The following is a 22,642-nucleotide window of genomic DNA, read 5'->3' as shown; positions in this document are numbered from 1 at the left end:
ATCAGGCGGCGCGCGCTGCCCGCCCGTCCTCGACCGCCGCGAGCGTGCGAAGCGGCATGCGGAGCGAGACGACCGTGCCGCGGCCCGGTTCGGAGGCGATGCGCACCGCGCCGCCGTGCAGCTCCGTCAGCGACTGGGCGATGGCGAGCCCGAGGCCCGTGCCTTTGTGCGTCCGCGTCAGCTCGTTCTCCACCTGCTCGAACGGCTTGCCGAGCTGTTTCAAGGCGTTGCGCGAGATGCCGATGCCGGTATCGGCGATGGTGACGACCGCGCGGTCGCCGACGGCTCTTGCCCGCATCTCGACGCGACCGCCGGGATTGGTGAACTTCACCGCGTTGGCGAGGAGGTTCAGGAGGATCTGCTTCGTCGCCCGGCGGTCGGCGGACAGCGCGATCTCGTCGGCGAGGTGCATCTCGAAGCGGATCGACTTCTGCGCCGCCTGCACCTCGATGATCTTGCGGGCCTCGCCGATGATCTCGGTGAGGTCGACCCGCTCCTTCGAGAGGAGGAGACGCCCGGCCTCGATCTTCGACATGTCGAGGATGTCGTTGATCAGCTTCAGAAGGTAGTGGCCGCTGGCGTTGATGTCGGCGGCATATTCCACGTACTTGTCGTTGCCGATCGGGCCGAACGAGCCGTCGCGCATGATCTCGGAGAAGCCGATGATCGCGTTCAGCGGCGTGCGCAGCTCGTGGCTCATGTTGGCGAGGAAGGTCGTCTTCGCCCGGCTCGCCCCTTCGGCGCGTTCCTTCTCGCGGATGTAGTTCGCGTTCAGGAGTTCCAGCTCCTTCGCCTTCGCCTCGGCGTCGAGCCGCGCGACCGAGAGGGCGTTGATCGTCGCGATGAGTCGCCGCTCGGAGGTGCTGAGGCGCTCCTGATGCGCCTTCAATTGCGTTACGTCGGTGCCGATCGAGACGAAGCCGCCGTCGCTCGTCATGCGCTCGGAAATCTGCAGCCAGCGACCGTCGGCGAGCATCGCCTCGACGACGCGCTCGCCCGCCGCGGGGTTGAGGTTCGGAATCGGCCGGATCTCGATCGGCCGGCGCGAGCGCCCGATCACCGTCTCGTAGAGCGCGCCTGAGACGACGTCGCCATTGGCGAGACCGAAGACCTCCTGGTACTTCTCGTTGCACGAGACGAGCCGGTGCGAGGCGTCCCACAGCACGAAGCTTTCCGAGATGTTCTCGATGGCGTTCTTCAGCCGGGCGTTCGCCTCGTCGGAGCTTTTCGCCAGCGCGTGCTGCTCGGTGACGTCCACCGCGACACCGATCAGATGGATCTCGTTCTCGGCGTTCCGCGTCACCTCGGCGCGGGCGCGGACCCAGATATAGGCGCCGTCCGAACGGCGCATGCGGAAGGTGCGGTCGAGATGCCGCACCTTGCCGGACGCGACCACACGGGCGACGTCGATGAGGCTGCCGTCTTCCGGATGCATCAGTTCGGCGACCTGCCCGAAGGAGAGCGTGCCGTTCTCGCTCTCCATGCCGAGGATCTCGTGCATCGAGCGAGACCAGAACATCCGGCCGCGCGCGAGGTCCCAGTCCCAGAGGCCGCAGCGGCCGCGCGACAGCGCCGTTTCGACGCGGCGGTGCGTGTCGCTGAGTTGCGCGTCGGCGGCCCGCGCCCGCAGCGCCTGGCAGAAATAGGCATAGAGGATCACGAGGAGGATCAAGCTCGTGATCGCGTAGAGCGTGGCGCAGAACGAGACGAGGTGCCGCCAGCGCGCGAAGAGGGCGCTCTTCGCCTGCACCATCACCATCGAGCCGAACTCGCCGTCGAGGCGGGAGGTGGAAACCAGCGCCGGCTCGCCGCCGAACTGCGTTTCGAGGACGCCGGCGCGCTCGCCGAACATCAGGAGAGGCTGGATGCCGGCGAGGATCACGTCGGCCTTTGCGCCGACGAGCGCCTCGCGCCCCGGCGTCACGGCGACGACGGTGCCCTCGGCGTCGGTGATCAGGCCGAAGCGTCCGCCGGTCAAGAGTTCCGGCGGGACGGTGCTCGTCAGGAGCGCCTCGGCCTCCGACTTCGGATCGAGCCGCTCGGTCCGCTCGGCGCTGTTCCACTCGGCCCGGACCAGGCTGACGCCGACCTTCATGTCCTGCAGGGCGTCGGCTTGGATGAAACTTCGCTGCTCGAACAGGAGCGCGCCGGATGCGATGCCGAGAATGAGCAGGAAGGAGATCAGGAGCACGGGGACGACGCGGCGGAGCGCCGGCTCCGCCAGGGCGAGGGCCGGATGATCCCGCCGGACCAGCGACCGCCAGTCGGCGAACGCGAGGTTCCGGAAAGATGGCATCCGGGACCAGCGAGACAAACGCTTCCCCTCCGCCGGTACGCAAGTTGCGTCCGCGTTCATCCGCACCGCTCTAGACTGTTGATTCCCCGAAACGATCCGGAACGCCGCACATCCGAATCGTGGTTAATTGATCAGACGCGAATCAGCTTGTCCATGCCTTGACGGGTTGCGAAATTTCCGCATTCCCCAGAGTCAATCAGGCGAGCGACCTTTCCACGATATCCTTCAGGTCTGTGGAAAGACCGGGCCGGGCGGCGAGTTCCTCAAGCGCTGCGCGGGCTTGCGCGCGTCGGTTCGTCTCGAAGCACCGCCAGGAACGGAATGCGGTGGCGATGCGGGCCGAAATCTGCGGATTCAATCCGTCGAGCGAGTGAATCATTTCTGCAACGAACCAGTAGCCCGCGCCGTCCGCCCGGTTGAACGAGATCTGGTTGCCGGAGGCGAAGGCGCCCACCAGCGCCCGCGCCCGGTTGGGATTGGCGAGGCGGAACTTCGGATGGCGCGCGAGCGTCCGCACCCCGTCCAGCGCGTCCTCGCGCGGGATCGTCGCCTGGATCGCGAACCACTTGTCGACGACCAGGGCGTCGTCCTCGAACCGCGCGTAGAAGTCGGCGAGCGCCGCGCTCGTCTCGGCCGCCTCCGGCAGGCGATGCGCCAGGATGCCGAGCGCCGCCAGCCGGTCGGTCATGTTGCCGGCCTCGGCGTACTGCGCCGCCACCGTTTCGGCTTCGCCTGTCGCCGCTACCCGATATTCGAGAAGCGCGTTGGCGAGCGCGCGCCGGCCGGCGCTGGCCGCGTCCGGCGAATAGGCGTCGGCACGCGAGCGGAACTCCCGGTGCAGATCGTCGAAGCGGCGGCCCGCCCGCTGCCCGACCGCCTCGACGACGCCGTTCCGCGCCGCGTGGATCGCGACCGGGTCGACGTCGACCCCGATCAGCCGGGCGATGTCGGCTTCGCTCGGCAGCGCCAGCATCTGCGCCCGGAACGCCGGGTCGAGCGAGATGTCGCCGGCGGAAGCGATCAGCGCGTCCGCCACCTCCGGCTCCATCGCCGCCGCCTCGCCCCGGCGCGCCGCGGCGGTCGCGTCGACGAGGGCTTGGCCGACGAGGTCCGACAGGGCGCGCCAGCGGTTGAACGGGTTCGGATCGAGCCGGGCGAGGGCGAGCCGGTCCGCCGCGCTCTGCTCGTCCTTCAAGGTGACGGGCGCGGAGAAGTCGCGCAGGATCGAGATGAAGGGCTTCTCCGCAAGGCCGCCGAAGACGACCGTCTCCTCGGCCTTCCGCAGGTGGATGACGTCGCCCTCGATCGCCGCGCCGGAAACGGGCGAGGCCTCGATGTCCTGGCCGTTCGGGCCGACGAGGCCGAAGCGGACCGGGATGTGGAAGGGTTCCGTGCCGGTTCCGGCCGAGCCGCGCGCCAGCGACTGCGCGAAGCTGAGCGTCAGGCGGCCGGCGTCGTGGTCGAACGCCTCCTTCACTTCCAACACCGGCGTGCCGGCCTGGTTGTACCAGCGCGCGAACTGCGAAAGGTCGGCGCCGCCCGCCTCCTCGAAGCAGCGGACGAACTCCTCCACCGTCGCGGCCTCGCCGTCGTGCCGCTCGAAGTAGAGGTCCATGCCGGCGCGGAACTGGTCCGCCCCGAGGATCGTCTCGATCATTCGGACGAGCTCCGCGCCCTTGTCGTAGACGGTCGAGGTGTAGAAGTTCGAGATCTCGCGGTACTCGCGCGGCCGGACGGGGTGCTGCAGCGGCCCCTGGTCCTCCGGGAACTGGTGCGCCTTCAGCCCCCGCACCGAGGCGATGCGCTTCACCGGCGCGGAGCGCTCGTCGGCGCTGAACTCCTGGTCGCGATAGACCGTCAGCCCTTCCTTCAGGCAGAGCTGGAACCAGTCGCGGCAGGTGATGCGGTTGCCGGTCCAGTTGTGGAAGTACTCGTGCGCGATCACGGTCTCGACGCCCTGGTAGTCGCCGTCGGTCGCGGTCTCGGGGTCGAGCAGCACGTATTTGTGGTTGAAGACGTTGAGGCCCTTGTTCTCCATCGCCCCCATGTTGAAGTCGGAGATCGCGACGATGTTGAAGACGTCGAGATCGTATTCCCGGCCGAAGCGCCGCTCGTCCCACCGCATCGAGCGCTTCAGCGCATCCATCGCGTAGGCCGCGCCGCCGGCCTTGCCCTTTTCGGTATAGATGCCGAGCGCGACCTCGCGCCCGCTCGCGGTTGTGAAGCGATCCTCCAGCAGGTCGAGGTCGCCCGCCACCAGCGCGAAGAGGTAGGACGGTTTCGGGAACGGGTCGTCCCAGACGGCGAAATGCCGTCCCGACCCGAGATCGCCCGTTTCCGTCAGGTTGCCGTTCGAAAGCAGCACCGGAACCACCGCGCGGTCCGCCTCGATCCGCACCCGGTAGGTGGCGAGGACGTCCGGCCGGTCGAGGAAATAGGTGATGCGGCGGAAGCCCTCGGCCTCGCACTGCGTGCACCAGATGCCGTTCGACGAGTAGAGGCCCATCAGCTTGGTGTTCGCCTCCGGCCGGAGCACCGTCTCGATCGTCAGCCGGAACGGCCCGGCGGTCGGCAGCCCGCTGATCGTCAGGCCGTTCTCGTCGGCGGCGTAGCGATCGGGTCCGAGCGTCTCGCCATCCACGGCGACGCGGGCCGGCTCGATCTCGTCGCCGCTGAGCCGCAGCGCCTCGTCCGGCGCGGTGCCGGCGCGGCGCTCCAGCGTGGTGGTCGTCTCCACCTCCGTCCGGTCGGCGAACAGGCGGAAGATCATCTCGACCTGGCTCGCCGCGAACGCGGTCGGCCGGTAGTCCGCGAGCCGGATCGTCACGTCGTTGTCGGTGCGCTGCATGGTCTCGTTCCGGCTCGGTCGAAAGGGTCTCGATAGACCGAAGGCCGTCGCTTGCCAAACGCCGTGTCGCAGGGTGGCCGCGAAGGGTCGACGCGCGGCGGGGCATGGCGTAGGCTCGGATTCTCACGTCCCATCGCCCGCGCGGGGCCCGCCCGGCGCGCCTGCCTCCGGGGAAGCCAGCCTTGACCATCATGACACCGAAGTTCGGCCTCGGCGCGTCGGCGCTGCGCAAGGAGGACGACGCGCTGATCCGCGGCGCCGGGCGCTACACCGACGACGAGACCCGCGAGAATCTCCTCCACGCCGTCGTGGTCCGCTCGCCGCACGCGCATGCGCGCTTCACCATCGGCGATCTCGCCGCCGTCCGCGAGGCGCCGGGCGTCCGCCTCGTCCTCACCCATGCCGACATCGCGCATCTCGGCGAGGTCGCCTGCCACGGCATTCCGAAGATGGCGGGCGGCGAGAAGTTCGTGCCCCAGAACACACCGGTGCTCTGCGCCGATACCGTCCGCCATGTCGGCGACGCGGTCGGCTTCGTCGTGGCGGACACGGCGATGGAAGCCCGCGACGCGGCCGAACTGTTCGAGGTCGACTACGAGCCGCTTCCCGCCGTGCCGACCATCGCGAGCGCGATGAACGGCACGCAAGCGCTCGTCCATCCTGAGCGCGGCTCGAACCTCGCCGGCACGCTCCACGAAGGCGACAAGGCTGCGACGGAGGCAGCCTTCCTTGAAGCCGCGCATGTCGCGGAGATCCGGCTCGTCCAGAACCGCATCGTCGCGAACTATCTCGAAGTCCGCTCCGCCATCGGCGAGTTCGTCGAAAGCGAGGACCGCTATCTCCTCACCACCGGCAGCCAGGGCGTGCATGGCCTGCGCGACAATCTCGCGAAGGACGTGCTCGGCATCGAGCCGGAGCGGGTGCGCGTGGTGACCCGCGACGTCGGCGGCGGTTTCGGCACCAAGGCCTTCCTCTACCGCGAGCATGCGCTCGTCCTCGTCGCGGCCGAGAAGCTGCGGCGGCCGGTAAAGCACACCGCCGACCGCTCCGAGCATTTCGTCTCGGACACGCACGGACGCGACAACGTCGTGACGGCGCGGATGGCGATGGACGGCGAGGGGCGCTTCCTCGCGCTGAAGGTCGACCTCCACGCCAATCTCGGCGCCTACTCCTACCAGTACGGCCCGATGATCCCGTGGTTCGGCATGTCGATGGCGACTGGCCTTTACGACATCCCGGCGATCGACGTCGAGTGCCGCCTGCATTACTCGCACACCGTGCCGCTCGACGCCTATCGCGGCGCGGGGCGGCCGGAAGCGGCCTATTGCATTGAGCGGCTGGTGGACGAGTGCGCCCGCGTCGCGGGGCTCGACCGCGAGGCGATCCGGCGGCTGAACTTCATCAAGCCCGACCAGCTTCCCTACCGCACCCCGATCGGCCGCCTCTACGACACCGGCGAGTTCGAAGGGCACCTCGCGGAGGCGCTGCGCCAGTCGCACTGGAGCGAGATCGATGGGCGGCGGGCGGAGGCTGAAGCGCGCGGTCGCCTGCGCGGCATCGGCCTCGCGACTTATGTCGAGGCCTGCGCCTTTCCGGGCTCGGAGCCCGCCTATGTCGAGCTGCAGCCGAACGGCCGCGTCCTCTGCAAGATCGGCACGCAGACCAACGGCCAGGGCCATGCCACCGCCTACGCCCAATTCGTCGCCGAGGCCCTGAAGCTCGACTACGACCTCATCGACGTCCGGCAAGGCGATACCGACGACACGCCGACCGGCGGCGGCACCGGCGGCTCGCGCTCGATCCCGCTCGGTGCGGTCTCGGTGCGGCGCGCCAGCGAGACGCTGGCGGAAAAGCTGAAGAAGATCGCCGCCGACGAGCTGGAAGCCGCCGCAGCCGACATCGAGCTTGGCGACGGCGCGGCGCGGATCGTCGGCACCGACCGGGCGATCGATTTCGCCGCCATCGCCGCCGCGGCGAAGTCCGCCGACGACATCAAGGCGGTCGGCGAGTTCAAGCAGACCGAGGCGACCTATCCGAACGGCACGCATGTCTGCGAGGTCGAGATCGATCCCGAAACGGGTCGCACCGAGATCCAGCGCTACGTCATCGTCGACGATTTCGGCGTGACCGTGAACCCGATCCTCCTTGCAGGTCAGATCCACGGCGGCGTCGCGCAGGGGATCGGGCAGGCGCTCTGCGAGGACGCGGTCTACGACGAGGAAGGCCAGCTCGTCACCGCGACGTTCATGGACTACGCCATGCCGCGCGCCACCGACTTCCCGATGTTCGAGTTCCGCACGCGCAACGTGCCCTCCACCACCAACGCGCTCGGCATCAAGGGCGCCGGCGAGGCTGGAACGATCGGCGCGGCGCCGGCGGTGATGAATGCGGTGCAGGACGCCTTGCGCTCGGCGGGCGCGGGGCATATCGACATGCCTGCGACGCCGCTGCGCATCTGGGAGGCGCTGCACCCCGCATCGTGAGGAAAGGGAGCGCGGGCTTCCACCGCCCGCGCCCGTTGGCATTTCATGGCGATCTCGCAACCCGTCGCGGAGAGCGCGGCGAGTCCGGCACGCGGTATTCTCCTGAAGGTGATCTCGGTCGTCTTCTTCGTCGGCATGCAGACCGCGATCAAGCTCGCGGGCGAAGGCATACCGGCGGGCGAGATCGTCTTCTTCCGCTCCTTCTTCGCGCTGATCCCGGTGGCGGCCTACCTGTTCTGGCTCGGCGACCTCGCGACCGCGATGCGGACCGACGACTTTCCGGGCCACGTCCTGCGCGGCCTGATCGGCGTCACCTCGATGGGCCTCGGCTTCTTCGCGCTGACGCGGCTGCCCTATCCGGAATGGATCTCGATCTCCTATGCCGCGCCGCTGTTCACGGTCGCCGCCGCCGCGCTCGTCCTGAAGGAGCGGGTCGGCATCTACCGTTGGACTGCGGTGCTCATCGGCCTCGTCGGCATCCTCGTCGTCTCCGCGCCGAACCTGACGCTTCTGTCCGAGGGGCTGGACCCGGCCGAAGGCTGGGGCATGATCGCCTCGCTCTGCGCTTCGGTCGTCTCGGCCGTCGCGATGATCCAGATCCGCCGGCTGGTGCGCACCGAGAAGACCGCGACGATCGTCGTCTACTTCTCGCTGACCTGCAGCGGCATCGCGCTGTTCTCGCTCCCCTTCGGCTGGATCGTGCCGGAGCCGCGGCAGGCCGCCTACCTGATCCTCGCCGGGCTCTGCGGCGGCGTCGGCCAACTCCTGATGACAGCCTGCTACCGCTATGCCGACACGTCCACCATCGCGCCGTTCGAATACACCTCGCTCTTCCTCGCGATCACCATCGGCTACGTGCTGTTCGACGAGGTGGTCGCGCCGACGACCTTCGTCGGCGGCCTGATCGTCGTCGCGGCCGGCACCTTCATCATCTTCCGGGAGAGCCGGCTCGGCATCAAGCGGCGCAAGTCGCGCAAGGTCACGCCTTCGCCGGCGAGCTGACGCGATGACCGAAGACCTGCCCCTCGAAGTCACCGACGTGCCGGACGGGGCCGACGCCGCGACGATCCTCGACGAGCTGTCCGCTTTCAACGCCGGCGAGGTCGGCCCCTCGGACCGCCGGCCGCTCGGGGTTTTCTTCCGCCCGGCGCCCGGCGAGCCGCCGGAAGCCGGTCTCACCGGCTACACCGCCTGGAACTGGCTGTTCACCGGCAACCTCTGGATCGCCGAGCGGCATCGCGGCCGCGGACTCGCCGCCCGTCTCCTCGATGCGGCGGAAGCCGAAGCGCTCCACCGCGGCTGCCGCGGCGCCTGGATCGACACGTTCAACCCGAAGGCGAAGGCGGCCTACGAGCGCTGCGGCTACGCCGTCTTCGGCGAGCTGCCGGACTTCGTCGCCGGCCGCAGCCGCTTCTTCCTGGCGAAACCGCTCGGCCCTTAGGTGCTCCGTCACCAGGCGAGCGTCGCGCCGGCCCGGCCGCCGACGCTGCCCCGGTCGAGCCCGACCGCGACCCCGGCATCGAACTGCAGGGCTTCCGTCGCGCGGACGCCGCCGGCGAAGGCCAGCGCCGTCTGCCCGTCGAACGCGCCGAAGCTGCCGAAGATCGCGAAGTTTTTGTCTTCCGGCACGGCGGGCGACTTCATCGCCATCGCCATCGCGACGCCCTCGGTCGCCTTGTCGATCCGCCGGCTCTGGTGGCGGAGCTCGTCGTCGATGCCGGCGAAGCCGCTCGCCATTTGCGACTGCAGGTCCCCGATCGCCGCCTCGTGCCGCTGGATGTCGCTGGTGTTCTGCGTGATTCGCCGCTCGTGGTCGTTCAGCACCAACTGCTGCCCGGCGACGACGTTGGTCACCTGGGTGATGCGCCGGTCGTGGTCGTCGAGCCGGAGGTCCTGCTTCGCGTCGTTGTTCTGCAGCACGCCGATGTTGACGTTGGCGTTCGCGAGGCCGGTCGCGTTCGCCGCCACCGACACCGCCTGCCGGTTCAGCGACCCGACGATGCTGGAAACGTCGACCGGCCCGGTGACGTCGATCACGTCCGGCACGTCGAGATTGCCGAGGAGGTCGCTGAGGTCGCCCACCGTGACGCGCAGGTCCGCGAGGTCGGTGGTGTTCGTCGCGAGCTTCGCATTCACGCCGTCGAGCGCCGTATCCACCGCCGTCAGGCCGGTGCGCAACTCGCCGACATCCGTCTTCAAGCCGGTGAGGAGACCGTCGTGGACGGAAAGGAGATTGCCGTTCGCCGCCGTCTTCGTATCGAGCAGGCCGAGGGTCGACTTCGTGCCTTTTGCGCTGTCCTCCAGCGTCGTGAGCCGGTTCAGGAGATCGAGCGAAACGACTTGGGCATCCGCAGCGAAGGTGCCCGCTCCGATGAGGAAAAGAGCCGCACCCGAGGCTGGAAAGAGGGCGCGCGGCAACGCCCGACGAGCACCGCGAAGGATCGTCATGGTTTGAACTCTCAGGTTGTGTTCTGTGAACTAACAACCAGAGGTTATTGTTGAGATGGTTAACGCTTCCTTACGTTACGTATATCATAGGTTGAAAAATCGAATGATACAACTTAACCCATCTCGGGTGCCAGCCGAGCCTTCAGCGCGAGGAGGTCGCGCCATGCCAGCCGCTTCTGCGCCGGCTGCCGGAGGAGGTAGGCGGGATGCAGCATCGGCATGGCGGGGATGGTCTGATCCGCCTCCAGCCCGAAGCTGTAGCCGAGCCAATGGCCGCGCAACCTGAGGATGCCGTCCTCCGCCTGCAGGATCGCCTTGGTCGCGGGCGAGCCGAAGCAGACGAGCACCTGCGGGCGCACGAGCTCGATCTGGCGGGCGACAAAGGGCAGGCAGATCTCGGTCTCGGCTGGCGTCGGCGGCCGGTTGCCGGGCGGCCGCCACGGCACGGTGTTCGTCACCCAGACGTCCTCGCGGGCGATGCCGATCGCTGCCAGCATCCGGTTGAGCAACTGGCCGGAGCGACCGACGAAGGGCACGCCGGAAATGTCCTCCTCGCGGCCCGGCGCCTCGCCGATCAGCATCACCGAGGCGCGCGGGTTGCCGTCGCCGAACACCAGCGATTTCGCGGTGAGCCGCAGGTTGCACCCGCCGAAGCCGGCGAGCGCCTCGCGCAACGCGTCCATCGACTCAGCCCGCCGCGCCAGTTCCCGCGCGTCCGCCACCGCGACCTCGCTCGGCACGGCGACCTGCAGGCGCTCGATCGCCGGCGGCCTGTCCGCGGCCGGCGGCGCGGACGGTGCCTCGCGGCGCTCCGGTGCCCGGGCCGGCGCGGGCTCGGCTTCCGCCGCGCCTTCCGCGAACCGGTCGCGCGGCGCGTCGAGCAAGGCGACGTCGACGCCGGCGAGCGCGTACCATTCGAGCAGTGCCGCTGCCGCCCCGATGCCCGCCGCGCCTTGCCTGTCGTCCGTCATGGCCCCTTCATACGGGGAACCGCGCCCGGAGGCGACATGCGACCGAAGCGCCCGGCCGAGACCCGAGGCGTTTGATGACGCAGGCGAAGCCGACTATGTCTCGGCCGGGCGGTTTGGAAGCGTTCCAAGCCGTTACTGTTTGCCGATGAGTCGTAACGCGGACCCGACAGTTGATGAGTGAAGCCAGAGCGCTCCCCGAGCGCGAATCGATGGAGTTCGACGTCGTGATCGTCGGGGCGGGGCCGGCCGGCCTGTCGGCGGCGATCCGGCTGAAGCAGCGGAACCCCGACCTGTCGGTGGTGGTGCTGGAGAAGGCGGCCGAGGTCGGCATCCACATCCTGTCCGGCTGCGTGCTCGACCCTTCCGCGCTGGACGAACTCCTGCCCGAATGGCGTGTCGAGGAGACGCCGATCCGCCAGCGCGTGACGAAGGACCGCTTCTACTTCTACGGGTCCCATGGCCGGCTGCCGCTGCCGGTGGCGCTGATGCCGAAGATCATGGACAACGAGGGCAACTTCGTCGTCTCGCTCGGGCTCGTGTGCAAATGGCTGGCCGAGAAGGCCGAAGCGCTCGGCGTCGAGATCTATCCGGGCTTCGCCGCGACCGAGCTCCTCTACGACGATTCGAACGCGGTCGTCGGCGTCGCCACCGGCGACATGGGCATCGGGCGCGACGGAGAGCCGGGCGGCGCCTACCAGCGCGGCATGGCGCTCGTCGGCAAGTACGTGCTTCTCGGCGAGGGCGTGCGCGGCTCGCTCGCCAAACAGGCCATCCGCGAATACGGCCTAGCGGAGGGGCGGGAGCCGCCGAAGTTCGGCATCGGCATCAAGGAGCTTTGGGAGATCGAGCCGGCGAAGGCGGTGCCCGGCCTCGTGCAGCACTCCTTCGGCTGGCCGCTCGACATGAAGACCGGCGGCGGCTCGTTCCTCTACCACCTCGAAGGCAATCAGGTTTACGTCGGCTTCGTGGTGCACCTCAACTACGCGAACCCGTATCTGTCGCCCTTCGAGGAGTTCCAGCGCTACAAGACGCATCCCGACGTGGCGGAACTCTTGGAAGGCGGCAAGCGCCTCGCCTACGGCGCACGAGCGATCACTGAGGGCGGTTGGCAGTCGGTGCCGAAGCTCGTCTTCCCCGGCGGCGCGCTGATCGGCTGCTCGGCCGGCTTCGTCAACGTGCCGCGCATCAAGGGCGTCCACAACGCCATGGCGTCCGGCATCCAGGCGGCGGACGCGGCGGTGGCGGCGATCGGCGAGAGCCGCGCGCACGATCGGCTGCATGTCTACGAGAACGGCTGGCGCTCGTCGTCGATCGGGCGGGACCTCCGCCCCGTGCGCAACGTCAAGCCGCTCTGGTCGCGCTACGGCACGGCACTCGGCGTGATGCTCGGCGGCATCGACATGTGGGTGCAGCAGCTGTTCGGCGGCTTCTCGTTCTTCGGCACGATGCGGCACGGCAAGCCGGACTACGCCGCGACGAAGCCGGCCGCCGAGTGCGAGCCGATCGACTACCCGAAGCCGGACGGGGTGCTGACCTTCGACCGCCTGTCCTCGGTGTTCCTGTCGAACACCAACCACGAGGAGGACCAGCCGGTCCATCTCAAGGTCAAGGACATGGAGCTGCAGAAGCGCTCGGAGCACGACGTCTACGCCGGGCTGTCGCAGCGCTACTGCCCGGCCGGCGTCTACGAATGGCACGAGGACGGCGGCGATCCGAAGTTTGTGATCAACGCACAGAACTGCGTCCACTGCAAGACCTGCGACATCAAGGACCCCAACCAGAACATCGTCTGGATCCCGCCCCAAGGCGGCGAAGGCCCGGTGTACCAGACGATGTGAGCTGGATGTTCGTCGAGTGTTTCGTCGCCGGCTCCGCCGGCTACCTCCTGCCGTCCGGCCAGATCGGGTTCTACGTCGCTTCGCTGTCTTTCCAAGCGCTCGGCACCGACGCCGCAACGCAGCTCCTGCCGCTGTTCTACGCGGCACCGAGGCTGGCAGCGCCCTTCTGCGGCTGCTGAGATCGGCCGCTCTCAGTCCGGTCGGCGCCCCGCGCTCCTTACTTCCGGCTCGTCCGGCACGGCGAAGCGCATGGTGAAGGTGACGAGCACCGGCAGGTGGTCGGAGCCGACCGCGCCCAACCGCTCGACCTCGAGCACGTCCACCCCGTCCGATACGAGCACGTTGTCGATCGGCAGTCCCGCATAGCGGGCGAGCGACGCCGGCAGGAGGTCGGTGATCCAGGTCGGGCCGATGCCGGCGAGGACGCGCGTGCCGCTCGCAGCCGCGAAGCCCCGCACGGCCGCCGACCAGGGGGCGGCGTTGAAGTCGCCCGCGATGATCGTCGGATCGCGCAAGGCCGCGAGGGTCGGCTCGACGCTTCCCAGCATGCGCTGCTGCCGCCACGGCCACGGCCATTCGAGATGTTCGGAGCCGATCGCGATGCTGAGCCCGTTGAAGTCGACCGTCTTCACCGAGAAGCGCTCGCGCTCGTCGCACAGCGTCCGGCCGGTCAGCCGGCTCTCGTCGAACGGCCGGCGCGACAGGATCGCCGTGTCGGCGTAGCGGAACGGCTCGGCGCAGGTGAACTGGTACGGATAGTCGCTGCGCAACCGCTCGAAGTCGGCCCGCCACGCCGCCGTCATCTCCTGCGCCGTCACGACGTCGGGCTTCACCGTCTCGATCAAGCGCAGCGCCTGCGAGCGGTCCGGCGAATCGTAGCGCAGATTCATCTGGAGGAGGGTGTAGCGCGGCGTGCCGGGCGCGGCCTTCGCCGCCCCGCCGCCGTTGGCTGGCAGCATGAAGGGCAGCACCGAGTAGAGGCCGATCGCGGCGAGCCCCAGCGAGCCGAAGCCGAAGCTGCCCTCGCGCATCGCCAGCAGAGCGAGGCCGCAGAGCCCGAGCAGTATCGAAGCATGAGCACGGAACTGCGCGAGCGTATCGAGCGGCGCGGCGAAATCGCCGAGGAAGCCGACCGCAACGACCGCCGCCAAGACGGCCACCGCCGCAAGCAGCGCCGAGCGGCGGCGATGCCGCGACCCTGCGGGACCCGATTTCGGCACGCCGTCGGCCGCTACTGGAAGGCCGGCTCGAAGAACGAGCGGAGCTTCCGCGAATGCAGCCGCTCCGGCGGCATCTCGGCGAGCTTCTCCATCGTGCGGATGCCGATCTGCAGGTGCTGCGCCACCTGCCGCTTGTAGAATTCGGTCGCCATGCCGGGAAGCTTCAGCTCGCCGTGCAGCGGCTTGTCGGAAACGCAGAGCAGCGTGCCGTAGGGCACGCGGAAGCGGAAGCCGTTGGCGGCGATCGTCGCCGACTCCATGTCGAGCGCGACGGCGCGCGATTGCGACAGCCGCTCCACCGGCTCGGTCTGGTCGCGCAGCTCCCAGTTCCGGTTGTCGATCGTCGCGACCGTGCCGGTGCGCATGATCTTCTTCAACTCGTAGCCGGAAAGCCCGGTGATCTCGGCCACCGCCTGTTCCAGCGCCACCTGCACCTCGGCCAGCGGCGGGATCGGCACCCAGACCGGCAGGTCGGCGTCGAGCACGTGGTCCTCGCGCACATAGGCGTGCGCCAGCACGTAGTCGCCGAGCGCCTGCGTGTTCCGGAGGCCCGCGCAGTGGCCGAGCATCAGCCAGGCGTGCGGGCGGAGCACCGCGATATGGTCGGTGATCGTCTTGGCGTTCGACGGGCCGACGCCGATGTTCACCATCGTGATGCCGGCACCCTCGGCCTTGGTCAGGTGGTAGGTCGGCATCTGCGGCATGCGCGGGGCGGGCAGGCCGCTCGTCGGTTCGCCGTGCCCGGCATAGGTGATGAGGTTGCCGGGCTCGACGAAGCTCTCGTAGCCCATGCCCCCGTTCCGCATCGCCTCGCGGCCGAGCGCGCAGAACTCGTCGATGTAGAACTGGTAGTTGGTGAACAGGACATAGTTCTGGAAATGCTGCGGGCTCGTCGCCGTGTAATGCGACAGGCGGTGCAGCGAGTAGTCGACGCGTTGCGCCGTGAAGGGCGCGAGCGGCATCGGCTCGCCGGGGCGCGGCTCGAAATTGCCGTTGACGATCCGGTCGTCCGTCGAGCCGAGGTCCGGCACGTCGAAGAGGTCGCGGAGCGGCTTCGCCAGCCGGTCGGCCGAAGCGCCGTCGACATGGCTGCCTTCCGGAAAGGCGAAATGCAGCGGGATCGGCGTCTGGCCGTCGCTGACGATCACCGGCCGCTCGTGATTGCGGATCAGGAGGGCGAGCTGCTCGGTGAGGTAGTTCTCGAAAAGGTCCGGCCGCGTCACGGTCGTGGCATAGGCGCCGGGCGTCGGCACGTGGCCGAACGGCAGGCGCGAGTCGATCCGCGCGTGGCTATCGGTGACGAGCGAGATCTGCGGGTAGAAGGCGCGGTAGCGCTTGCCGCCGTCGCCGCCCTCGGCCAGCACCCTGGCGAAGCTGTCGCGCAGGAAGGCGGTGGAGCCCTCGTAGAGTCGCCGCAATTCGGCGACCGCCCGGCCCGCATCGTCGAAGGGGCGCCCGGGCGAGGCCTCGGGCGTTGCGAATGCGAGGTTCGACCGGGCCGTGAAGAGTTCCGTCATGGCTTCCTGTAGACGCCTTCCGCGACGGGCGGAAGACGGCTGCGGTGCCGGCTCAGCCTCGCGCCGCGCCGCCTGGCGCGCAGAGAAGGCCGGTGGTCAGGCAGTCCTGCCCGGCCTGCACGGCGGCTGGGGCGGCAAGCGAGCGTTGGCGGCCCATGTCGACCAGCGCGCTGAACGACAGCGCGAAAAGGGCGATCAGCGTTGTGACGACTGCCAGCCTGACGACCATCGCGAGCCTCCCGAGGTGTTCGGTCGATGATATGGCGACATGGCTGAAGCGAGGCTGGCGGCGTCGCTCACCCGCCGTTCGGAGCGGTGAACGCGCTTCCGCTCGAACCGTCAGAGCTTCGTCCAGGTCTGCGAACGGCAGAATATCTTCAGGGCGCAGCCGGTGAGCTTCAGGGACGAACCGTTGACCGTCGCGGTGCCCGCATAGGTGCGGTCGGTTTCCGGATCGGTGATCTCGCCCGCATAGCCGTCGCCGGACTCCGTCATCCGGCCGATCTGCTTGTCCTTGAACTGCGGCGCCGTCGCGAAGATGCAGAAGGCCGCGCCGCAGGCTTCGATCCGCGCGACATGGCCGCTCGGCGTATGCCAGTTCCCGACGATCCGCTCCGCACCGCTCGCGCTGCCCGCCGCAGTCGTCAGCACGAGGAGCATCGCCGCCATGCGCCGCTTCGCCATCCGCCTGCTCCCTCAGGATTTTCTCCCGTTTTTCGCCTTTTCCACCCGCATCGCAAGGCGCGCCGCGGCGACCGACCTCGATCAATGGTTAGGCGGGCATTGCCCAGCAGGGTGAACGCCATCTCACCGTCTTTCGGCGCACTGAGCAAAAGCAACGGCTTATCCGGCCGGCCCGTATCCGTTACCGGAAGATGAGCGGAGCATTTAAGCCGAATTAGCCTTGCATTTTAAGCGCCCCTTCAAGCGCCGCTGCCATCCTCGACTCATGAGCCGCCACGATGAACGAAGGCGGCCAGGCACAGGAATAAGTACATGGCCCGCTTCGACTTCTCCGAGATGACCTCCGGCGGCATCGGTGCCGCGCTGGCCGACGGCGCCTCCATCCTGTTCGAGATGGGCATGCGCGCGGCGAATGGCCGCGACGGCGCGATCGACCTCGTTTCCGCCCACATGTACTTCAACCTCGCCGACCGCGAGGGCGACGAGCGCGCCGCCTTCCACCGCCAGGACGTCGCGGCGCAGATGTCGAAGCCGGAGATCGGCCGGGCGCTGCGCGCCGCGCGCGACTGGCTGGCGATCCACTGATCTCCGGCTCGCTGGTTCAGCCGAGTTCCCGCAGCGTCTCCCCCAGCACCTCGGCGAAGAGCGCCAGTTCCTCCTCCCGCCCGACCGTCACGCGGATCAGCCGATCGAGCGGCGGCACCGCCGGCTTCCGGATGAAGACGCCGCGCCGGATCACGCCGTCGAGCACCGCCTTCGCGAAGGCGCCGTCGCGTCCGCAATCGATCGCGACGAAGTTCGTCGCCGAAGACAGCGGCCGCAGCCCCGCGTCCCGCGCGATCGCGGACAGCCTGTCGCGCGCTGCCACGATGCGGGCGATCGCATCTTCGAGGAAGGCCCGGTCCGCCAGCGCGGCGACGGCCCCGGCCTGCGCCATGCGCGACACGCCGAAATGGTTGCGCACCTTATCGAACTGCCGCACCGCCTCCGACTCGCCGAAGGCGTAGCCGACCCTGACGCCCGCCATGCCGTAGGCCTTCGAGAAGGTGCGGAAGCGCAGGAGATTGGGTCGCAGCAGCGATGTCGGCGGCAGGCTCGAAGCCGGGGCGAGGTCCGAATAGGCTTCGTCCAGCACGAGGATCGTTTCCGCCGGCGTTTCCCGGACGAGCCGCTCCACCGCCGCCGCCTCGTGCCACGAGCCGGTCGGATTGTCTGGATTCGCGAAATAGAGAAGCTTCGGCTTCAGCGCCCGGGCCCGTTCGAGCAGCGCGTCGATGTCCTCGCGGTCGTCCCGGTACGGCACCGTGTGCAGCGCCGCGCCGTGGCCGGCGACATGATAGTTGAAGGTCGGATAGGCGCCGAACGAGGTCAGCACCGCATCGCCCGGCTGCGTCGCGAGGTGGACAAGGTGGCCGAACAGGCCGTCGATGCCTTCGCCGACCGTGACGTTCGCAGGCGCGAGACCGAGATGCCGGGCGAGCGCGACCTTGAGATCGTGCTGCTCCGGATCGCCGTAGGCCCAGCTCCGCGCCGCCGCCTCGGCCACCGCTTCCAGAACGGCCGGCGAGGGGCCGAAGACGCTCTCGTTCGCGCCGAGCCGCGCGCGGAAGCGGACGCCCGTCTCGCGCTCGATCGCCTCCGGCCCGACGAACGGCGTCGTCGCCGCGAGCGAGCGGGCCAGCGGCGAGAAAAGCACCGCCTCCTCGGGTTCCGCCCGGCCCGCCGCCCTGATCTGTCCGCCTGTCATGCCCTGTCGATCCTCGTCAGACCCGCCGCGAAGCGCCGGGCGTTCTCGGCATAATGCCGCGCCGAGGCCCGCAACCCCTCGATGGCCTCATCTTCGAGCGGGCGGATCAGCTTCGCCGGCACGCCGACGATCAGCGAGCCGGCCGGAAACGTCTTGCCCTCGGTGACGAGCGCGCCCGCGCCGATGATCGAGTTCTCGCCGATCCGCGCACCGTTCAGCACCGTCGCGCCCATGCCGACGAGCGAGTTGTCGCCGATCGTGCAGCCGTGGACGATCGCGCCGTGCCCGATCGTGCAGCCGGCTCCGATCGATAGCGGCGAGCCGAAATCGCTGTGGAGCACGGCGTTGTCTTGGATGTTCGTGTCGGGGCCGATCTCGATCCATTCGTTGTCGCCGCGCACGACCGCGCCGAACCAGATGCCGATGCCGGGCCCGAGCCGCACCCGGCCGATCACCCGGGCACCCTCCGCGACGAAGCATTCGCCCGGCGACGGGAGTTCGGGCCGGTCGTCATCCAACGCGTAGACCGCCATCGTCGTCTCCATCCCGTCCGGGCGCGTGTCCTGCCGCGGCCGGATCAGTAGGGCACATCCGGTTTCGCTGCCAGAGGCGGCTTCGTCTCCGCATGGCAGTCGCGCAACAGCCCCGTGAGAAGCCGCCGTCCTGCCCTCGAATGCCGTTCCCCGGCATCGATATCCTTAACGGGTTCTTAACCTCCCGTCCGATCCACGGATTCGAATCGTGACATCTAGGGCACAGGGTCGACACCAAACTGCCTGGTTCGATTCAGTGTGGCCGGCGTGCAATTGTCAGAGTCCGGTTCGTGAACGATGTTGGCCGCAGACGACGACGCGGAAGTTCGCTTCGCCGGAACGATCGAGGGATCGGGCAGGGAAGAGTTCGCTCTTCGAACAAGGTCCGACCCACGGCAAGCATCTCTGACTGGAGGTCAGGACATGAACATCAAGGCTCTGCTTCTCGGCTCGGCTGCGGCCTTTGTCGCAGTCACCGGCGCGAAGGCCGCCGACGCGCCCGTCACCATGGTCGAGCCGGAGCCGGTCGAATACGTCCGCGTTTGCGACGTCTACGGCACGGGCTTCTTCTACATCCCGGGCACCGAGACCTGCCTCAAGATCGGCGGCTACATCCGCGAGCGCCTGAACGCTTCCAGCGATGTCGGCGGCATCGCGGACAACTTCAACGGCGACAACGGCACTCGCAGCCCGGACCTCGACGACAACGATCGCGAGTACGACTTCAACACCCAGATCCGCGCGCGTCTGGAGATCGACGCCCGCGAGGAGACCGAACTCGGAACGCTCCGCGCCTGGACCCGTCTGCAGGCCACCAACATCGGTGGCGGCAGCAATCAGGGCTACGGCACGAGCGACAACGAAGTCGCCATCGACCAAGCCTTCATCCAGCTCGGCGGCCTGACGGTCGGCAAGCTCGACTCGCTCTGGGCGGAAGAGGACGGTCTCTACACCGACAACGACTGGTCGGTCGGCGACCTTTCGAACAACCAGGTCCGCTACACCTTCGCCACCAACGGCTTCACGGTCTCCGGCTCGATCGAGGATGACGGCGATGGCGACGGCGTTCCGGACGGTGTCGTGCAGGTCGGTTACCAGTTCGCCTACGGCTCGGCCTACGTCTCGGCGGTCTACGACGAGGACGCGGTCAGCCCGAACCTGAGCTATCTCGACAACCTGAATCTTGGTACCTTTGTCGATCCGGTCACCGGTGCCGTGCTTCCGCTCACGGACGCGCGTGATCCGTTCTACGACAACAACAGCAACGGCAAGCGCGATAACGGTGCGTTCGCGTTCAAGGCTGGCGTCGAACTGAAGGACCTCATCACCGCCGGCAGCGCGGTGAAGATCGAAGGTCATTACGCCACCGATCCGACCGAATACGCTTCGCTTGCTCCCGGTGGGTATCTGCTCGGCATCGAGGCCGAGGGCAACGCCAACTCCGTGCAGAACTTCAGCTTCGTCTCCATTCCGGAAGAGTGGCAGATCGGTGCCGGCTACCAGCAGTCGTTCGGCAAGCTCACCGCCTACGTGTCGGGCGTCTACGGCCAGTCGTTCAGCATCGACTATGCCAACCTCACCGGCATCGACTCCAGCGAGAAGGCGGACATCTGGGGCGTCGCCGGCAACCTTGGCTACCAGCTCACGTCGAACCTGACGACGCTCGCCGAAGTATCCTACCGCAAGGTCGACCTCGCGGGCGGTCTCGATGACGCCGACCAGACCCGCGGCTTCCTCGAACTGCGCCGCGACTTCTGATCGGGTCGAGCGATCCAAAAACCCGAAGGCCCGGCGGCGACGCCGGGCCTTTTTCGTTTGGGGAGGCTCCGGGATATCCCGATACCTCCAAACTTCCGGCATCGACCCTGCGCCGCGTTTCGATCCATCCTGGCGCAAGTGTGCGGGCTCGTCGGCCCGCAGCATTCGATCGATCGCCGCCGGATGGTCTCGTCGGCGGGCGTCGTCCCGCCCATCGTTCGATAGGCGTCGCTCAGCCGAGTTGCGCTGCCCTACGCGGGAACATCCGGCGGCCCCGGGAGCCGCGGGCCGCGCCCCGTAGCTTGCGCGAGTCTGACGCAATCGCGCCGCTTGAACGCCTTCTCTTCCGGGCGTCGCCTCGCTGTTGCCGCGGTGGTTAATCGTTTCTTCAGGAAGGTTAATGGTTGCTTGCCGAAATCGTGACTTCTCGGACACAGCACTGTGTCCAAAGGGCCCGCCGCCAGCCCCGAAGCACTTTTGCGGATTGCAACCGAACCGGCCGTGGATAATGGTCTCGTCAGAAAGAACGCGGCACCGAGCTTCGGACTTTCAAAGCAGGGGATGGGGCAGGGAAGGCTGTCCTTCGAAACAAGGCCCAACCCTAACCTAGTAACTTGACTGGAGGTCAGGACATGAACATCAAGGGCCTACTTCTTGGCTCGGCTGCGGCCTTCGTCGCAGTCACCGGCGCGAAGGCCGCCGACGCGCCCGTCACCATGGTCGAGCCGGAGCCGGTCGAATACGTCCGCGTTTGCGACGTCTACGGCACGGGCTTCTTCTACATCCCGGGCACCGAGACCTGCCTCAAGATCGGCGGCTACGTCCGTATGCGCGTAAACGCGGCGGGCGATCTCGGTGGCGTTGCCGACAACTTTAACGGCGACAACGGCGTCCGCAGCCCGGACCTCGACGACAACGACCGCGAGTACAACGTTACCACCCAGACCCGCGCGCGTCTCGACGTCGATGCTCGCGAGGAGACCGAACTCGGCACCCTGCGCGCCTTCATGCGTCTGCAGGCCACCAACACCGGCGGCGGCAGCAATCAGGGCTACGGCACGAGCAACAACGACGTCGGTATCGACCAGGCGATCATCCAGCTCGGTGGTCTGACGGTCGGTAAGATCGACTCGCTCTTCGCGGAGAACGACGGTCTCTACACCGACAACGACTGGTCGGTCGGCGATATCTCGAACAACCAGGTCCGCTACACCTTCGCCACCAACGGCTTCACGATCGCCGGCTCGATCGAAGACGACGGCGACGGCGACGGCGTTCCGGACGGTGTCGTGCAGGTCGGTTACCAGTTCGCCTACGGCTCGGCCTACGTCTCGGCGGTCTACGACGAGGACGCGGTCAGCCCGAACCTGAGCTATCTCGACAACCTGAATCTTGGTACCTTTGTCGATCCGGTCACCGGTGCCGTGCTTCCGCTCACGGACGCGCGTGATCCGTTCTACGACGGCAACAGCAACGGCAAGCGCGACAACGGCGCTTTCGTGATCAAGGCTGGCGTCGAACTGAAGGACCTCATCACGGTCGGCGGTTCGCTGAAGATCGAAGGTCACTACGCGACTGATCCGTCGGAATACGCCTCGCTGGCTCCCGGTGGCTACCTCGTCAGCAACGGCACTTCCGGCAGCATCGACGCGGTCGACAACCCGAGCTTCGCTTCCATTCCGGAAGAGTGGCAGATCGGTGCCGGCTACCAGCAGTCGTTCGGCAAGTTCACGGGCTACCTGTCGGGTATCTACGGCCGGTCCTTCGACATCGCCTACGCCAACGGTGCGAACGAGCATGCGGACATCTGGGGCGCGGCCGGCAGCGTCGGTTACGCTATCACGACGAACCTGACGACGCTCGGCGAAGTGTCGTACCGCAAGGTCGATCTGGCCGGCGGTCTCGACGACGTCGATCAGTGGAAGGGCTTCCTCGAACTGAAGCGCGCCTTCTGATCGGATCGAAAGATCCCGGAACATACGGAGGCCCGGCGGAAACGCCGGGCCTTTTTCGTTCGCGCTGGAGGGAGTGAGCGAAGCTACCGAGAGAAGGCACGATCGATATCGATGTGCCCGCTGAGCGCCGGAAACCGCGAGAGCCTCGCGGTGCCCTCCTGTTCGCGGCTTCAGCCTCCGGCCCGCTGGCCGCACCCCTGCCGCTTCTCTCGAAAACTTATCCCCGCCGCCCGCGCTTCGCATAACCTCCGCTGACCGCCGCTCTGTCGAGGGAGCGCGAATGATCACCGGGATCGTTCGGTGGGGTGGCGGGCGGGTCCGGGTTGCTGATCCTTTCCGGAAGG

The 22,642-nt window shown here is 68.0% G+C and carries 18 protein-coding genes; 8 read left to right on the top strand and 10 right to left on the bottom strand.

Translation table 11 applies throughout. The features are described from left to right. Position 1: 1 nt before the first annotated feature. Positions 2 to 2,296, bottom strand: a complete 2,295-nt coding sequence (locus F6X38_RS10145; protein ID WP_246191290.1) for a PAS domain-containing sensor histidine kinase — start codon at positions 2,294 to 2,296, stop codon at positions 2 to 4. 196 nt (positions 2,297 to 2,492) lie between these two features. After that, the gene (gene pepN / locus F6X38_RS10140; RefSeq protein ID WP_150969618.1) at positions 2,493 to 5,144 is read right to left on the bottom strand and encodes an aminopeptidase N; all 2,652 of its coding nucleotides are present in this window, start codon (positions 5,142 to 5,144) and stop codon (positions 2,493 to 2,495) included. Positions 5,145 to 5,326: 182 nt separating this feature from the next. Between pepN and F6X38_RS10135 the strand changes: the two genes are divergently transcribed. From F6X38_RS10135 to F6X38_RS10125, 3 genes are read left to right on the top strand one after another with little or no spacing between them, the layout of a single operon-like run. Then, complete coding sequence (locus F6X38_RS10135; RefSeq protein ID WP_150969617.1) at positions 5,327 to 7,627, top strand: xanthine dehydrogenase family protein molybdopterin-binding subunit; 2,301 nt, start codon at positions 5,327 to 5,329, stop codon at positions 7,625 to 7,627. Positions 7,628 to 7,672: 45 nt separating this feature from the next. Then, positions 7,673 to 8,629: a DMT family transporter gene (locus F6X38_RS10130; protein ID WP_150969616.1), complete on the top strand. Its 957-nt coding sequence runs from the start codon at positions 7,673 to 7,675 to the stop codon at positions 8,627 to 8,629. Between the two features lie 4 nt (positions 8,630 to 8,633). Then, positions 8,634 to 9,068 (top strand): GNAT family N-acetyltransferase, encoded by a 435-nt coding sequence (locus tag F6X38_RS10125; protein WP_150969615.1) that lies wholly within the window; start codon positions 8,634 to 8,636, stop codon positions 9,066 to 9,068. Between the two features lie 8 nt (positions 9,069 to 9,076). Here F6X38_RS10125 and F6X38_RS10120 read toward each other — a convergent pair whose 3' ends face one another. Together F6X38_RS10120 and F6X38_RS10115 are read right to left on the bottom strand one after the other, a co-directional pair. After that, positions 9,077 to 10,075, bottom strand: coding sequence for a YadA C-terminal domain-containing protein (locus F6X38_RS10120; protein WP_150969614.1), 999 nt, complete (start codon positions 10,073 to 10,075; stop codon positions 9,077 to 9,079). Positions 10,076 to 10,188: 113 nt separating this feature from the next. Beyond that, entirely contained in the window at positions 10,189 to 11,046 is an 858-nt protein-coding gene (locus F6X38_RS10115) for a uracil-DNA glycosylase (protein ID WP_150969613.1), read from the bottom strand. 173 nt (positions 11,047 to 11,219) lie between these two features. Between F6X38_RS10115 and F6X38_RS10110 the strand changes: the two genes are divergently transcribed. Beyond that, a complete protein-coding gene (locus tag F6X38_RS10110) occupies positions 11,220 to 12,884 on the top strand; it encodes an electron transfer flavoprotein-ubiquinone oxidoreductase (protein WP_150969612.1) in 1,665 nt (554 codons plus the stop codon). 5 nt (positions 12,885 to 12,889) lie between these two features. Further along, positions 12,890 to 13,063 (top strand): hypothetical protein, encoded by a 174-nt coding sequence (locus F6X38_RS23370; RefSeq protein WP_210248886.1) that lies wholly within the window; start codon positions 12,890 to 12,892, stop codon positions 13,061 to 13,063. A 12-nt stretch (positions 13,064 to 13,075) separates the two neighbouring features. Here the strand turns inward: F6X38_RS23370 and F6X38_RS10105 are convergent, their stop codons facing one another. From F6X38_RS10105 to F6X38_RS10095, 4 genes are all read right to left on the bottom strand, one after another. Beyond that, positions 13,076 to 14,035 carry an endonuclease/exonuclease/phosphatase family protein gene (locus F6X38_RS10105; protein ID WP_150969611.1) on the bottom strand — a complete coding sequence of 320 codons (960 nt, stop codon included), beginning with the start codon at positions 14,033 to 14,035 and terminating at the stop codon, positions 13,076 to 13,078. A gap of 80 nt (positions 14,036 to 14,115) precedes the next feature. After that, the gene (locus F6X38_RS10100; protein WP_150969610.1) at positions 14,116 to 15,621 is read right to left on the bottom strand and encodes an AMP nucleosidase; all 1,506 of its coding nucleotides are present in this window, start codon (positions 15,619 to 15,621) and stop codon (positions 14,116 to 14,118) included. Positions 15,622 to 15,673: 52 nt separating this feature from the next. Next, a complete protein-coding gene (locus F6X38_RS23365; RefSeq protein ID WP_161992698.1) occupies positions 15,674 to 15,850 on the bottom strand; it encodes a hypothetical protein in 177 nt (58 codons plus the stop codon). A 110-nt stretch (positions 15,851 to 15,960) separates the two neighbouring features. After that, positions 15,961 to 16,305 (bottom strand): DUF2147 domain-containing protein, encoded by a 345-nt coding sequence (locus tag F6X38_RS10095; protein ID WP_246191289.1) that lies wholly within the window; start codon positions 16,303 to 16,305, stop codon positions 15,961 to 15,963. Positions 16,306 to 16,617: 312 nt separating this feature from the next. Between F6X38_RS10095 and F6X38_RS10090 the strand changes: the two genes are divergently transcribed. Next, on the top strand, positions 16,618 to 16,890 hold the full coding sequence (locus F6X38_RS10090; protein ID WP_150969609.1) for a sel1 repeat family protein: 273 nt from the start codon (positions 16,618 to 16,620) through the stop codon (positions 16,888 to 16,890). Positions 16,891 to 16,906: 16 nt separating this feature from the next. Here F6X38_RS10090 and F6X38_RS10085 read toward each other — a convergent pair whose 3' ends face one another. Together F6X38_RS10085 and F6X38_RS10080 are read right to left on the bottom strand one after the other, a co-directional pair. Continuing rightward, positions 16,907 to 18,052 carry a pyridoxal phosphate-dependent aminotransferase gene (locus F6X38_RS10085; protein ID WP_150969608.1) on the bottom strand — a complete coding sequence of 382 codons (1,146 nt, stop codon included), beginning with the start codon at positions 18,050 to 18,052 and terminating at the stop codon, positions 16,907 to 16,909. Then, on the bottom strand, positions 18,049 to 18,585 hold the full coding sequence (locus F6X38_RS10080) for a gamma carbonic anhydrase family protein (RefSeq protein WP_150969607.1): 537 nt from the start codon (positions 18,583 to 18,585) through the stop codon (positions 18,049 to 18,051). The genes F6X38_RS10085 and F6X38_RS10080 overlap by 4 nt, the downstream gene beginning before the upstream one ends. Positions 18,586 to 19,008: 423 nt before the next feature. Here F6X38_RS10080 and F6X38_RS10075 point away from each other — a divergent pair, with 423 nt between their 5' ends. Both F6X38_RS10075 and F6X38_RS10070 read left to right on the top strand, forming a co-directional pair. Continuing rightward, positions 19,009 to 20,343 carry a porin gene (locus F6X38_RS10075; protein ID WP_150969606.1) on the top strand — a complete coding sequence of 445 codons (1,335 nt, stop codon included), beginning with the start codon at positions 19,009 to 19,011 and terminating at the stop codon, positions 20,341 to 20,343. Positions 20,344 to 20,975: 632 nt separating this feature from the next. Beyond that, positions 20,976 to 22,298 (top strand): porin, encoded by a 1,323-nt coding sequence (locus F6X38_RS10070; RefSeq protein WP_150969605.1) that lies wholly within the window; start codon positions 20,976 to 20,978, stop codon positions 22,296 to 22,298. Positions 22,299 to 22,642: the final 344 nt, after the last annotated feature.

This window comes from Plantimonas leprariae, from assembly GCF_008802405.1.
Taxonomy (GTDB): domain Bacteria; phylum Pseudomonadota; class Alphaproteobacteria; order Rhizobiales; family Rhizobiaceae; genus Plantimonas; species Plantimonas leprariae.
The sequence above is the reverse complement of the archived record's forward strand: the minus strand, read 5'-3'. Positions and strand labels throughout refer to the sequence as shown.